This is a genomic window from Enterobacter cloacae complex sp. P1B (assembly GCF_014982345.1).
GTDB classification, from domain to species: domain Bacteria; phylum Pseudomonadota; class Gammaproteobacteria; order Enterobacterales; family Enterobacteriaceae; genus Enterobacter; species Enterobacter bugandensis.
Genome location: NZ_JADCLF010000013.1, coordinates 281,060 through 294,448 on the forward strand (window position 1 = coordinate 281,060; position 13,389 = coordinate 294,448).

Here is a 13,389-nt window from a genome sequence, read left to right on the forward strand (position 1 = left end):
GTTGTCCGAGCCGCGCCACCCGGTTTATTTTTCCTGGGCCGCGGACAGGACGCTGTGCAACAGCACGTTCGCCCCTTTCTCCGACCACTCTGGCAGGATCCTTTCCGCTTCGTTATGGCTGATGCCCTTCACGCAGGGGATAAAAATCATGCTGGCAGGGGCAATTTTACTGACATAGCAGGCGTCATGTCCCGCGCCGGAGACCATCGGTTTCGCCGAGTAGCCCAGTTCCGCCACGGCCTTCTCCGTGCGGGCCAGACATTCGGCATCAAAAGCGATGGGGGCGTAGTCAAAAATGCGTTCAACGACAGCCGCCACCCCGCGCAGGCTCAGGCTTTCAGCCACCTTATGCAGCGCCGCCTCCATGGCTTCCAGTGCCGTCAGCGCCGGATGACGAAACTCCACGCTGCAGACCACCCGAGACGGCACGACGTTGCGCGAGTTTGGCGTAACCTGCGCCATACCGATGGTCGCACGTCCGTCCGGCGCGTGCCGATAGCCAATCTCCTCCACCTTCAGCGCCAGCTCCGAGAACGCGGTCAGCGCATCGCGTCGGCTGTGCATCGGCGTAGTGCCCGCGTGGGCGGCAAACCCGTCCAGCGTCAGGGTAAACCAGCGCTGGCCCATTGCCGCGCGGACTAACCCGATATCCAGGGCTTCATCTTCCAGAATCGGGCCCTGTTCGATGTGCAGCTCGTAGCAGGCGTGAACCGGAAACGCGCGGGCAGGGGCTTCACCCCGGTAGCCGATGCTTTCCAGCGCTTCACCCACGCTGATACCGTCGCAATCCGCGCGGGCATGGGCGTACGCTTCGCTAAATTGCCCCGTCCAGACCCCTGAAGCGAGCATGGCTGGCGCAAAGCGCGCGCCTTCTTCGTTGGTCCAGTTGACCAGCACGATGTCACGCTCTGTCTCAAGGTGATGGTCATTGAGGGTGCGCAGCAGCTCCAGCCCGGCCAGCACGCCGTAAACGCCGTCGTAGTTCCCTCCCAGCGGCTGGGTATCCACGTGCGAACCGGTCATGACCGGCGCGAGTTGCGGGTTTTTCCCCGCGCGGCGGATAAACATATTGCCCATGCTGTCGACGTCACAGGTAAAACCGGCGTCCAGCGCCCAGTCGCGCAGCAGGTTACGCGCAATACGATCCTCCTCGCTCAGTGCCAGACGGGTGACGCCACCGGCGGGCGTGCCGCCGATCTGCGCCATCATCTCAAGCGTTGACCACAGCCGTTCGGCGTTGACGCGGATCATGGCTTGTCCTTACCGCTGCGGTAGCGGAAATCACAGCACGCACCGCCCTGCATAATGGTCGTGGTGCGGGTTAGCTCTACGTCCGGCGCATAGCCAACGATGAATTTTTCATCGCGCGCGCAGGAGAGCAGATGACCGATCTCGCCCAGCCCCATCTCGTGGTACATCTCCGCGTAGCGACAGCGGGTCACGTTGTAGTTGTACTGCTGGTCGTCAGCGTCGATCACCTTGACGTCCAGGGCGTTATCTTTCTCCCACAGATACTGCAGGGCGATAAAGCTCTTGATGTTCGCGCCGTTGGGTTCTTTGCTGGCAAACCCTTTACCAGCGTCAATCGCGGCCTGCTCAATGGCCTCGCCAATCACCGCCTGGGCGCGGGCTTTCCCTATCTCGCGCACCAGGATTTCATAAATTGGCTTAATAATTTCAGCTTCAATTTTGCGGCGGGCGAGAATGCCCAGCTCATTATTATCACTCATCACATTGCCTCGCTGCGTTACTTCGCTTTTGCGCCGCCCAGCACGGTCTGCGGCTGCCATTTGCCGTCGACAACCTTATAGACCGTGAACGACGGCGATTTCAGGTTGCCCTCTTTATCAAACGCGATCTGTCCGGTAACGCCGGAATAGCTGATGGCGCGCAGGGCGGGCAGATAGTCTGATGGCTCAACGGAGTCTGCTTTTTCCATCGCCGCAACCAGCACGCGGGTGGCGTCATAGGCGAACGGGGCGTGCAGTTCGATATGGGTGTGGTAGCGGGCCTGGTAGGCCTGTTCGAATGCCTTTCCACCCGGCATCTGGTCAACGGGCAGGCCCGGCTCCAGCGCCACAACGCCTTCGCCTTCTTTCTGCGCCAGCTTCAGGAACGTCTGGCTGACGAATCCGCCTGCGCCCATCAGCGTGGCATTCATGCCCAGCTGTTTAATGCGGCGAGCCAGCGGTGCGGCCTGGCTGTCGACGCCGCCGAAGAAGATCAGATCGGCGTTTTTACTGCGGATGGCGGTCAGCACGGCGCTGAAATCGACCGTTTTGTCATCCACGTACTGACGGTCGACAATTTTCACGCCCTGGGCTTCCAGCGATTTAATAAACTGGTCCGCAAGCCCCTGACCGAAGGCGGTACGGTCGTCGATTACCGCAATGCGTTTGGCTTTCAGGGTGTTAACCGCGTACTGACCGGCGAGCTGGCCGCCGTCATCGTCGTGTCCCATCACGCGGAAGCTGGTATCAAAACCTTGTTGCGTATAGGCGTGACCGGTCGCGACCGGTGCCACCTGGGCGATGCCCGCATCGTGATAAACGCGGGCCGCTGGAATGCTGGTGCCGGTGTTCCAGTGGCCGACCACGCCCGCCACATCGCTGTCCACCAGACGCTGCGCGACGGCTACGGCAGTGCGCGGGTCAGACTGATCGTCTTCGGACTGCAGTTTGAAGGTGACCGCTTTGCCGCCGATGGTCGGATGCTGCTTGTTAATGTCGTCAATGGCCAGTTGCGCGCCGTTCTCCAGATCTTTCCCGATACGTGCTGACGGGCCGGTCAGCGGCCCCGCCAGGCCGATCACCACGGTTTCGCCGTCGGCGGCCCACGAGGACGTTGAGGCAAGACCGCCGAGCAGAATAGCGGCGCTGAGCGCACTGATTTTTACTGTTTTCATTGTATTTCCCTGATGTTGGCTGATGTGGTTAAACGGGCATTTCGCCCAAATAAATGTGTGCAATCTGGTCGTCGTTAAGCAGTGCTGTCGATTCGCCATGATGAACAATGCTGCCGCTGTCCATCACCCATGCGCTGTCTGTCACTTCCAGCGCGAGCCGGGCGTTTTGTTCGATAAGCAGCAGGGCGACGCCGCGCTCGCGCAGCCCGGCAATAACGGCAAATATGTTCTCGACCATCTTCGGGGCAAGGCCCATCGACGGCTCGTCGAGGATCAGCAGGCGCGGGCGGCTGAGGAGGGCGCGGTTAAGGGCCAGCAGCTGTTGCTCGCCGCCGGACAGCAGCCCGGCAAGCTGATGCTGGCGCTCGCCCAGACGCGGGAAACGTTCGAAAATCTCGTTCATCTCGCGCTTAATTGTGACAGTGTCACGTCTTAGCCAGGCGCCCATCTGCAGGTTTTCCAGTACCGTCATGCGGGAGAAGATCCCGCGGCCCTCCGGGACCATCACCAGCCCGTCGCGAAGCAGGGTCTCCGGGCTCTGTTTACGGACCGGCTTACCGCTGAATTCAATACTGCCGCTAAAGCTTTCCAGCCCGGTAATGGCGCGCACGGTGGAGCTTTTCCCCGCGCCGTTAGCGCCGATCAGCGTAGCCTGTTCGCCCTCGTGCAGGGTAAAGGAGACATCGCGTACGGCCTGAATGCCGCCGTAATGCACGTCCAGACGTTCTACCTTCAGTATTTCAGTCATGGGCGTTACCTCCAAGCCAGGCGGCGATCACTGCCGGGTCGCGTCGCACGCTTTCCGGCGTACCGCTGGCGAGCGTTTTACCGTAATCAAGCACCGTCAGGCGATCGCAGATGCCCATCACCAGCTTGACGTCATGTTCAATCATCAGCAGAGTTTTGCCGTCATCGCGGATGCGGATGAGCAGCTCGCCGAGCGCCACTTTTTCCGCCGCGTTCATTCCGGCGGCGGGCTCGTCCAGCGCCAGCAGCAGCGGATCCGTCGCCAGCGCGCGGGCGATTTCAAGGCGACGCTGATGACCATAGGCCAGATCGCAGGCGCGATAGTGGGCGAACTGCGCAATGCCGGTATAGTCCAGCCAGTGCCAGGCCAGCTCGCGGGTCTGCTTCTCTTCCTCGCGGGCGCGTTTATGGCGGCTCAGCGCGGCCCACAGGCCGTTACGGGTGCGCACGTGGCGGCCCACCATCACGTTTTCCAGCACCGACATCTCGTTGAAGAGGCGCACGTTCTGGAAGGTGCGGGCAATCCCGGCGGCGGTGACTTTCTCTATGTGCTTTGGGAAGTAGGGCTTATCGGCAATCGAAAACTCACCGCTGTCCGCCGGATAAAGCCCGGTGATCAGGTTAAAGCAGGTGGTTTTTCCCGCGCCGTTGGGGCCAATCAGCCCGTAGATTTCCCCCCTGTTCACGGTAATCGAAACGTCATCTACGGCAGTCAGCCCGCCGAAGCGTTTTGACATGTTGCGTACGGTTAACAGGCTCATGCCTTCACCTCCTTGTGGCGTACCGGCCAGAGGCCTGACGGGCGCACCAGCATGACCAGCACCAGTGCCAGACCGTAAAACAGCTGGCGCAGCACTTCCGGGTCAATCAGTACCGTACCGAACAGCGCCTGCTGAACCGGCGCTGCCTGGCTGCGCAGCAGTTCCGGCAGGGCGGTAAGCAGTACCGCGCCCAGGATCACGCCCGGTATGTGCCCCATACCGCCCAGCACCACCATCGCCAGTACGGCAATCGATTCCTGTAAGGTGAAGGATTCCGGGGAGACAAAGCCCTGAAACGCGCCGAACAGCGCACCTGCTATGCCGCCAAAGGAGGCGCCCATCGCAAAGGCGAGCAGCTTATAGTTACGCACGTTGATGCCCATCGCGCGGGCCACGTCTTCATCCTCGCGGATGGCGTGCCAGGCGCGGCCAATACGGGAATGCTGCAGGCGCAGGCAGACAAAAATAATCGCTACAATCACCAGCATCAGCAGGTAGTACCACAGCCACAGGGCGGGCACTTTGAAACCAAACCAGTGGTAGACGCCGCTAAACTTCAGGCCGAACAGGTTCAGCGTATCCACCCCGGTAATGCCCTTTGCGCCGTTGGTGATGTTTACCGGACGGTCGAGGTTGCGCATCAGGATGCGGATAATTTCGCCAAAGCCGAGGGTCACTATCGCCAGGTAGTCCCCGCGCAGCTTCAGCGTGGGCGCACCGAGTAAAATCCCGCAGACTGCCGCCACGAGAGCCGCCAGCGGAATAATGAGCAGATACGAGGTGTGCAGCCCATCCGGGAACCAGACGCCGAGGATCGGAAACACCTCCAGCAGGTGTGGAGAAGCCATCAGTGCCGCGAGGTAGGCGCCGACGGCGTAAAAGGCGATAAAGCCCATGTCCAGCAGGCCGGTATAGCCGACCACAATGTTAAGCCCGAGCGCCAGCATGATGTAGAGCAGGGCGAAGTCGATAACGCGCACCCAGTAGTTGCCGCCGAGCTGCGTGGCCATCACGGGCGCAATCAGCAGCGCGAGGCAGAACAGGCTCATGCCTGACCAGAATTTGCGCGTCGCCGCCGGGGCCTGAATTTGAAGTGTTGTCATGGTAATCCTTACGCCCTGTGCGCCACGCGCTCGCCCAGCAGGCCAGCCGGACGGAAGATCAGCACCAGGATCAGCACCATAAAGGCAAAGACATCCTGATAGTTGCTGCCAAATACACCGTGGGTCAGTTCACCCAGGTAGCCTGCGCCCAGGGCTTCGATAATGCCGAGCAGGATGCCGCCAATCATGGCACCCCGAATGTTACCAATGCCCCCCAGTACGGCGGCGGTAAAGGCCTTGATCCCGGGTAAAAAGCCCATCGAGAAGCTGGCGTTACCGTAGTTGCTGGCCATCATTACGCCTGCCAGCGCGGCAAACGCCCCGCCAATCGCAAACGTCAGGGTGATAATGGCGTTTGGGTTAACCCCCATCAGCGTAGCCACGCGCGGGTTTTCCGCCACGGCGCGCATGCCGCGCCCCAGGCGGGTGTATTCCACCAGCAGCCACAGCCCGGTCATCACCGCCAGCGCCAGCGCCACGGTGACAATACCGGTAACGGTCACGATGGCGGGCGGGTGCATTTCACTTCCTGACGTCACGGTAATCGGATCCATGGGCAGGATCTGCGGAAACATCAGCGGGTTGCGCGTCCAGATAATCATCGCCACGGTTTGCAGCAGGACGGAGACGCCGATACCCGAAATCAGCGGCGCCAGGCGCGGGGCGTTGCGCAGTCGACGGTAGGCAAAGCGCTCCACGGCCATGGCCAGCAGGGCGCAAACGGCCATGGCAATCATCAGGGCAGCGCCGAGCTGCAACAGCAGCGGCATATGCGGGAAGGTGCTATTCAGGGCGTTAATGGCGGAGAGCGTGGTGAGCGCGCCGACCATCAGAATATCGCCGTGGGCAAAGTTAATAATGCGCAAAATGCCATACACCATGGTATAGCCCAGCGCGATCAGCGCGTAGATGCTTCCCAGCATCACACCGTTGATCAGTTGTTGTATGAGTGTATCCAACGTCTGTACCCGCAAAGTGCTCGTTCTGCGGCTACCATCCAATAAATGAATTAAATTGTAAAATACGCATCTATTATTTCTTATGATAAATAAATATTGTTTTATGTGTATGATTTAAATGAAAATAGTTAATGCCTGTTTTTGGGTGAAAAGCCTAAAGAAATCAACATATGAATAAAACAGAACAATTAGCGAGCCTGACGGCGTTTGCAGAGAGCCGCCTGGCAAACGATCCGCCGCTTCGGGCCGTACGTGCATTCGAGGCCATCGCCAGGCTGGGGAGCGTCACGCTGGCCGCGCAGGAGCTGGATATCTCTCCGTCGGCCGTCAGCCATCAGCTCAAGGTGCTCGAAGGATACCTGCAAATGCCGCTCACGGAACGTCAGGGACGCAGGCTCGTGCTGAGCCAGCACGGGCGGGAATATTACCGCTCGATCCGTGCGGCCTTTAACGTGTTGCGCCAGGCGACGGAGCACCTGGCGGAGCAGGCGCAAACGCGTCAGGTCACCATCAGCTTGATTCCGCTTTTTGGTATGGGGTGGTTTATCCCGCGCTTGCCTGCGTTCATGCGCGCCAATCTCCAAACCGAGATCAACGTGGTGTATGCCAACCACCGTAACTATCTGAGCGACGCGTCGGATATGTCGATTCGTTTTGGTAACGGGCAGTGGGCGGGGTATCAGAGTGAAAAGCTGATTTCCGGCCAGATGGTGCCGGTATGCAGCCGCGCGTTTTTGCGCGTTCATGGCCATATCGACACGCCTGAACAGCTGCTGCAAATGCCGCTGCTGCACGATGAAGAGCGTACGAGCTGGACGCAGTGGTTTTTGTTGCAGGGGGTAAAACGTCCACTCCGGCGCAGCGGCCCGCTGTTTGAAGACGGGCTGTTGACGCTGGCGGGCGTTCAGGCAGGGCTGGGATGTGCGCTCATGCGGGAGCCGCTGATTGCGCCATATCTTGAGAGCGGCGAGCTGGTCAAGATATTTGACTTACCGATTGATGACGGGCGCGATTATTACCTCTGCGTGCGCTCAGATTCAGAGATGACCGAAGACGGCAAGCTGCTGCAAACCTGGCTGCGTCGGGCGGCAGGCGGGGAGTTGTCTGTCGGGTAAAAGCGGAAGATAAAAAAAGCCAGCGTGTTACGCTGGCTTTTTGACAAACAAGATTTTAGAACTGGTAGGTCAGACCCAGCGCCACGATGTTGTCGGTACCGATACCTGCCTGGCGAGTGAACTGGTTGTCGTCCAGCAGGTTGATTTTGTAATCCACGTAGGTGGACATGTTTTTGTTAAAGTAGTAGGTCGTGCCAACATCGATGTATTTAACCAGATCCTGGTCGCCGAAGTTCTCGATGTCTTTACCTTTAGACTGCAGGTAAGCGATGGATGGACGCAGGCCAAAGTCGAACTGATACTGAGCCACAACTTCGAAGTTTTGCGCCTTGTTTGCAAAGCCGTAGATGTCGCTGCGGTTACCGTTAGAGGTGCCGAAACGGGTTGCGTTATAGGTCTGAGAGTACTGCGCCGCGAGGTAAACGTTGTTCGCGTCGTACTTCACGCCGCCGCTGTACACTTCAGCGCGGTCGCCTTCACCGTATACGCCAGCCGCATTCTGGTCAGCGGTACGGCGAGAGGAAGACATTGCACCACCGACGCTGAAGCCTTCACCCAGATCGTAAGTCAGGGACGCGCCGTAGCCGTCGCCGTTCTGGTTCAGCAGGCTGCGGCCGCTGGTGTTTTCACCGCTTACGCTGCCGTTTTTACCCTGGTACTGCAGGGCAAAGTTCAGGCCGTCAACCAGACCGAAGAAGTCCTGGTTACGGTAAGTTGCCACACCGTTTGCACGAGACTGCAGGAAGTTGTCGGCACCGTAGGTGTCACCGCCGAATTCTGGCAGAACGTCGGTCCAGGAGGTCACGTCGTAAATCACGCCGTAGTTACGACCGTAATCGAATGAACCGGCTTCAGCGAACTTCAGACCTGCGAAGGCCACACGGGTCCAGGACTGGTTGTCGCCTTCGTCCTTGTTACCCTGAATCTGGTATTCCCACTGGCCGTAACCGGACAGCTGGTCGTTAACCTGGGTTTCACCCTTGAAGCCGATACGCATGTAGGTTTTATCACCGTCTGCGCCTGCGTCATCAGAGAAATAGTGCAGACCTGTCACTTTACCGTACAGATCCAGCTTGTTACCGTCTTTGTTATAAATCTCAGCTGCGTTTACAACGCCTGCTGCCAACATGGAAGTGACTGCCACTGCAACTAATTTAAGTTTCATCTTAAATATTCCTTATAATTTTTTTCAGTATTTCCTGAACCATCGCGAACGATTTCTAAACAAGGCTGTTCGTCAACGGCGTGCTATTTTTAAAAATCTTGTAGTTGTCTTTCAATAATAAGTTTCAAAATATGAGTAATAATTTCATTTAGTGTGATCGAGATCGGGTTAATGACGGCTGAATAAAATGTTGTGGCGATTATTTAATCAGGATGAGTTTATTTTTTTTGGCAACTATGATGGCGAATATTATTGCATTTCGTGTTATTAACAGCGGTAATATTCGCAGGGAAGTAGTTACGCAGCGGTGTCAGGTTATGTCAATTTGATGTCGGCGGAATTGACGAAGGAAGCTAATATAAACAGAACATCAACAAATGCACTAATGTTCTGATTAATATATTACGATGTGATCACATATTAAATTTATGTTAATTTTTATGCCGGATTTAATCGAACCCGGCATAAATCTGAACCCTATTTTCGTGTAGCGTACCAGCAGAGCAATGACCCGGCGCAGACCATCAGCGCGCCCTGCCAGAACGTAAAAGAGAGGGGTGAGCTTAGCAACACGGCTGCAAGCGCGGCGGAGAGCACGGGAGTAAAATAGGATACGGCAGCCAGCACCGTGACGTTACCGTGCAGAATGCCAATATTCCATGCTGCATAGCCAAACCCAAGCGCAATGCCGCACATAACGAGCTTCACGATAACCGGAAAGCTGAACACCATTTCTGGCTGATCGCTAATGGTATATTTCACCCACAGGCTCAGCGCAGTGAGCAAAACAAAGAGGGTAATACCGTTTTGCCCTTTGGCAAATTTGGCGGTTACGGTACAGTAGGCGGCCCAGATAAATGCTCCGGCAAAAGCAAGCGTATAGCTAAGGGGATTAGAGACGACATTGCGGATTATTTCATCAATGTGTAATCCTTGCTCACCTCCTAATACCCAACACACGCCGAGCAGAGCGATAGCCAAACCGGGGACGACCCACAGCGTTGATTTCTGTCCGTTGAATAAAATAGCAAAGACGATCGTCAGGCTCGGCCAGAGATAATTAACCATACCGACTTCTATGGCCTGCGCTCGCGTGGCGGCATAGCCTAACGACAGCGCCAGACAAATTTCATAACTGACAAACAGTACGCTGCCTGCAATAAGATACCCGGGTGAAAAACGTTTAATATCAGGAAATCCTACCGTTACCAGGCACAATAGCCCGCTGAGGGTGTAAATCATCGCCGCGCCGCCGACGGGCCCCAGCCCCTCGCTTACGCTGCGAATCAGACCCACCATTGTGCTCCATAGCAGTATCGCCGCCAGCCCCGTGAGCGTTGCTCTCTTTCTGTCCATTACGTTTTCATCGCTAATAAAATCAAAGGGAAAATGTATAGCATTAATTCTGACCCTGTCGCGAATTATTCTCTTACGTGTTTAACCCTTAGGGGGTATTCAAACGCGGCAGCGGTGACTATTAAGGGGGCGACGTCAGGCGACCTTGATTTGACGCAAAAAAAACAGGGGCTTTAATGTTAGTTTGCGGCGCGAAGTCTTATCAGATAACGAGGACAACAATGGACGTCAGCCGCAGACAATTTTTCAAAATCTGCGCGGGCGGTATGGCCGGAACCACAGCCGCAATGCTGGGATTTGCTCCCAAAATGGCGCTGGCTCAGGCACGCAACTATAAGCTGCTGCGTGCGAAAGAGATCCGTAACACCTGCACATACTGCTCCGTGGGTTGTGGGCTATTGATGTATAGCCTGGGCGATGGCGCGAAGAACGCCAGAGAAGCGATTTACCATATTGAAGGGGATCCGGATCATCCGGTGAGCCGTGGGGCGCTGTGCCCGAAAGGGGCGGGACTGCTGGACTATGTCCACAGCGAAAACCGCCTCCGCTACCCGGAATACCGCGCGCCGGGCTCCGACAAATGGCAGCGCATCTCCTGGGATGAGGCGTTCTCCCGTATTGCAAAACTGATGAAAGCCGACCGTGACGCCAACTTTATTGAAAAGAACGAGCAGGGCGTGACGGTCAACCGCTGGCTCTCTACCGGGATGCTGTGCGCATCTGCGGCAAGCAATGAAACAGGCATGCTGACGCAAAAGTTTGTGCGCTCTCTCGGCATGCTGGCGGTAGACAACCAGGCGCGCGTCTGACACGGACCAACGGTAGCAAGTCTTGCTCCAACATTTGGTCGCGGTGCGATGACCAACCACTGGGTTGATATTAAAAACGCAAACGTCGTGGTGGTGATGGGCGGTAACGCCGCTGAAGCCCATCCGGTGGGATTCCGCTGGGCGATGGAAGCGAAAAACAACAACGATGCGACGCTTATCGTCGTCGATCCGCGCTTTACGCGTACGGCATCGGTGGCCGATATCTATGCGCCGATCCGCTCCGGTACGGACATTACGTTCCTCTCCGGGGTTCTGCTGTACCTGATCGAAAACAACAAAATTAACGCGGACTACGTTAAGCATTACACCAATGCGAACCTGCTGGTGCGGGATGATTTTGCCTTCGATGACGGGCTGTTCAGCGGCTATGACGCTGAAAAACGCCAGTACGACAAAACGTCCTGGAACTATCAGTTCGATGAAAACGGCTATGCGATGCGGGATGAAACGCTCACGCATCCGCGCTGCGTGTGGAACCTGCTGAAGCAACACGTTTCCCGCTATACGCCGGACGTGGTGGAGAACATCTGCGGCACGCCGAAAGCGGACTTCCTGAAGGTGTGCGAGGTGCTGGCCTCCACCAGCGTCGCTGACAGAACCACCACGTTCCTGTATGCGCTGGGCTGGACGCAGCACACCGTGGGCGCGCAGAACATCCGTACCATGGCGATGATCCAGCTGCTGCTCGGCAACATGGGGATGGCCGGTGGCGGCGTGAACGCCCTTCGCGGACACTCTAACATTCAGGGCTTAACCGATCTCGGCCTGCTCTCCACCAGCCTGCCGGGCTACCTGACGCTGCCGTCGGAAAAGCAGGCCAGTCTGCAAGCGTATCTTGAAGCTAATACGCCAAAAGCAACGCTGCCGGATCAGGTGAACTACTGGAGCAACTATCCGAAGTTCTACGTCAGCCTGATGAAATCCTTCTACGGCGACGCGGCGCAGAAGGAGAATGACTGGGGCTTTGAGTTGCTGCCCAAGTGGGACCAGGCTTACGACGTCATTAAGTATTTCAACATGATGGATAAGGGCGACGTCACCGGTTATATCTGCCAGGGCTTTAACCCGGTGGCGTCATTCCCGGATAAAAACAAAGTCGTTCGCAGCCTCAGCAAGCTGAAGTACATGGTGGTTATCGATCCGCTGGTGACCGAGACCTCCACCTTCTGGCAGAACCACGGGGAATCCAACGATGTCGATCCGGCGTCGATTCAGACCGAAGTGTTCCGCCTGCCGTCCACCTGCTTTGCGGAAGAGGACGGCTCTATTGCCAACTCCGGCCGCTGGCTGCAATGGCACTGGAAAGGGCAGGACGCACCGGGCGAAGCGCGTAACGACGGCGAAATCCTGGCCGGCATTTATCATCGTCTGCGCGAAATGTACCGCACCGAAGGCGGCAAAGGCGCTGAGCCGCTGCTGAAGATGAGCTGGCACTACAAGCAGCCGGATCGTCCTGAGTCTGAGGAAGTCGCGAAAGAGAACAACGGCGTGGCGCTGGCGGATCTCTACGACGCCAACGGCAGCCTGGTGGCGAAGAAAGGCCAGCTGCTGAACAGCTTTGCGTTGCTGCGTGACGACGGTACCACGGCATCGTCCTGCTGGATCTACACCGGCAGCTGGACGGAGCAGGGTAACCAGATGGCGAACCGCGATAACGCTGACCCGTCAGGCCTGGGCAACACGCTGGGCTGGGCATGGGCGTGGCCGCTGAACCGTCGCGTGCTTTACAACCGCGCGTCCGCCGACGTGAACGGTAAGCCGTGGGATCCGAAACGGATGCTGATCCAGTGGAACGGGGCGAAGTGGACGGGGAACGACATTCCGGATTACAACACCGCCGCGCCGGGCAGCAACACCGGACCATTCATCATGCAGCCGGAAGGGCTGGGACGCCTGTTCGCTCTCAACAAGCTGGCAGAAGGGCCGTTCCCGGAACACTACGAGCCGATGGAAACGCCGCTGGGGACCAACCCGCTGCACCCGAACGTGGTCTCAAGCCCGGTGGTGCGCATCTACGAAGAGGACGTGCTGCGCTTAGGCAAAAAGGACAAATTCCCGTACGTGGGGACGACCTACCGCCTGACCGAGCATTTCCACACCTGGACCAAGCACGCGCGGCTTAATGCCATCGCGCAGCCGGAACAGTTTGTGGAGATAAGCGAAACGCTGGCGAAGGCGAAAGGCATTGCCAACGGCGATCGCGTCAAGGTGAGCAGCAAGCGCGGCTTTATTCGCGCCGTGGCGGTGGTGACCCGTCGCTTGCAAAGTCTGAACGTGCACGGCCAGCAGGTGGAAACCGTCGGTATTCCGCTGCACTGGGGCTTTGAAGGGGTGGCGCAGAAAGGCTATATCGCCAACACCCTGACGCCAAACGTCGGCGATTCCAACTCGCAAACGCCGGAGTACAAAGCGTTTCTGGTCAACATCGAGAAAGCGTAAGGAGCGATT

The 13,389-nt window shown here is 57.5% G+C and carries 11 protein-coding genes; 2 read left to right on the top strand and 9 right to left on the bottom strand.

From position 1 onward, the window contains the following. Positions 1-24: 24 nt before the first annotated feature. Genes INF77_RS14205 through INF77_RS14235 form a run of 7 tightly spaced genes read right to left on the bottom strand, consistent with a single transcriptional unit; the run spans position 25 to position 6,475 of the window. Entirely contained in the window at positions 25-1,251 is a 1,227-nt protein-coding gene (locus INF77_RS14205; RefSeq protein WP_193532931.1) for a Zn-dependent hydrolase, read from the bottom strand. After that, positions 1,248-1,730, bottom strand: coding sequence for an L-2-amino-thiazoline-4-carboxylic acid hydrolase (locus INF77_RS14210; RefSeq protein ID WP_028013263.1), 483 nt, complete (start codon positions 1,728-1,730; stop codon positions 1,248-1,250). The genes INF77_RS14205 and INF77_RS14210 overlap by 4 nt, the downstream gene beginning before the upstream one ends. Positions 1,731-1,747: 17 nt before the next feature. Continuing rightward, complete coding sequence (locus tag INF77_RS14215) at positions 1,748-2,905, bottom strand: branched-chain amino acid ABC transporter substrate-binding protein (RefSeq protein ID WP_041909827.1); 1,158 nt, start codon at positions 2,903-2,905, stop codon at positions 1,748-1,750. A gap of 28 nt (positions 2,906-2,933) precedes the next feature. Then, a complete protein-coding gene (locus INF77_RS14220) occupies positions 2,934-3,653 on the bottom strand; it encodes an ABC transporter ATP-binding protein (protein WP_193532932.1) in 720 nt (239 codons plus the stop codon). Continuing rightward, positions 3,646-4,413, bottom strand: coding sequence for an ABC transporter ATP-binding protein (locus tag INF77_RS14225; protein ID WP_048958777.1), 768 nt, complete (start codon positions 4,411-4,413; stop codon positions 3,646-3,648). The genes INF77_RS14220 and INF77_RS14225 overlap by 8 nt, the downstream gene beginning before the upstream one ends. Continuing rightward, the gene (locus INF77_RS14230; protein ID WP_193532933.1) at positions 4,410-5,516 is read right to left on the bottom strand and encodes a branched-chain amino acid ABC transporter permease; all 1,107 of its coding nucleotides are present in this window, start codon (positions 5,514-5,516) and stop codon (positions 4,410-4,412) included. The genes INF77_RS14225 and INF77_RS14230 overlap by 4 nt, the downstream gene beginning before the upstream one ends. Positions 5,517-5,524: 8 nt before the next feature. Then, a complete protein-coding gene (locus INF77_RS14235; protein ID WP_193532934.1) occupies positions 5,525-6,475 on the bottom strand; it encodes a branched-chain amino acid ABC transporter permease in 951 nt (316 codons plus the stop codon). A gap of 170 nt (positions 6,476-6,645) precedes the next feature. On the opposite strand from INF77_RS14235, the gene INF77_RS14240 reads away from it, so the two are divergent. Continuing rightward, positions 6,646-7,590 carry a LysR substrate-binding domain-containing protein gene (locus tag INF77_RS14240; RefSeq protein ID WP_193532935.1) on the top strand — a complete coding sequence of 315 codons (945 nt, stop codon included), beginning with the start codon at positions 6,646-6,648 and terminating at the stop codon, positions 7,588-7,590. A gap of 55 nt (positions 7,591-7,645) precedes the next feature. Here the strand turns inward: INF77_RS14240 and INF77_RS14245 are convergent, their stop codons facing one another. Beyond that, complete coding sequence (locus INF77_RS14245; RefSeq protein ID WP_059357602.1) at positions 7,646-8,755, bottom strand: porin OmpC; 1,110 nt, start codon at positions 8,753-8,755, stop codon at positions 7,646-7,648. 477 nt (positions 8,756-9,232) lie between these two features. Continuing rightward, a complete protein-coding gene (gene yddG / locus INF77_RS14250) occupies positions 9,233-10,111 on the bottom strand; it encodes an aromatic amino acid DMT transporter YddG (protein WP_193532964.1) in 879 nt (292 codons plus the stop codon). 221 nt (positions 10,112-10,332) lie between these two features. Between yddG and fdnG the strand changes: the two genes are divergently transcribed. Then, a complete protein-coding gene (fdnG, locus tag INF77_RS14255; protein WP_193543082.1) occupies positions 10,333-13,380 on the top strand; it encodes a formate dehydrogenase-N subunit alpha in 3,048 nt (1,015 codons plus the stop codon). Positions 13,381-13,389: the final 9 nt, after the last annotated feature.

Bases quoted from the DNA above. Each gene is read 5' to 3' on its own strand.
- INF77_RS14245 (WP_059357602.1), bottom strand. From the start codon at position 8,755: ATGAAACTTAAATTAGTTGCAGTGGCAGTCACTTCCATGTTGGCAGCA.
- yddG (WP_193532964.1), bottom strand. From the start codon at position 10,111: ATGGACAGAAAGAGAGCAACGCTCACGGGGCTGGCGGCGATACTGCTA.
- INF77_RS14205 (WP_193532931.1), bottom strand. From the start codon at position 1,251: ATGATCCGCGTCAACGCCGAACGGCTGTGGTCAACGCTTGAGATGATG.
- INF77_RS14220 (WP_193532932.1), bottom strand. From the start codon at position 3,653: ATGACTGAAATACTGAAGGTAGAACGTCTGGACGTGCATTACGGCGGC.
- INF77_RS14210 (WP_028013263.1), bottom strand. From the start codon at position 1,730: ATGAGTGATAATAATGAGCTGGGCATTCTCGCCCGCCGCAAAATTGAA.
- INF77_RS14230 (WP_193532933.1), bottom strand. From the start codon at position 5,516: ATGACAACACTTCAAATTCAGGCCCCGGCGGCGACGCGCAAATTCTGG.
- INF77_RS14215 (WP_041909827.1), bottom strand. From the start codon at position 2,905: ATGAAAACAGTAAAAATCAGTGCGCTCAGCGCCGCTATTCTGCTCGGC.
- INF77_RS14225 (WP_048958777.1), bottom strand. From the start codon at position 4,413: ATGAGCCTGTTAACCGTACGCAACATGTCAAAACGCTTCGGCGGGCTG.
- INF77_RS14240 (WP_193532935.1), top strand. From the start codon at position 6,646: ATGAATAAAACAGAACAATTAGCGAGCCTGACGGCGTTTGCAGAGAGC.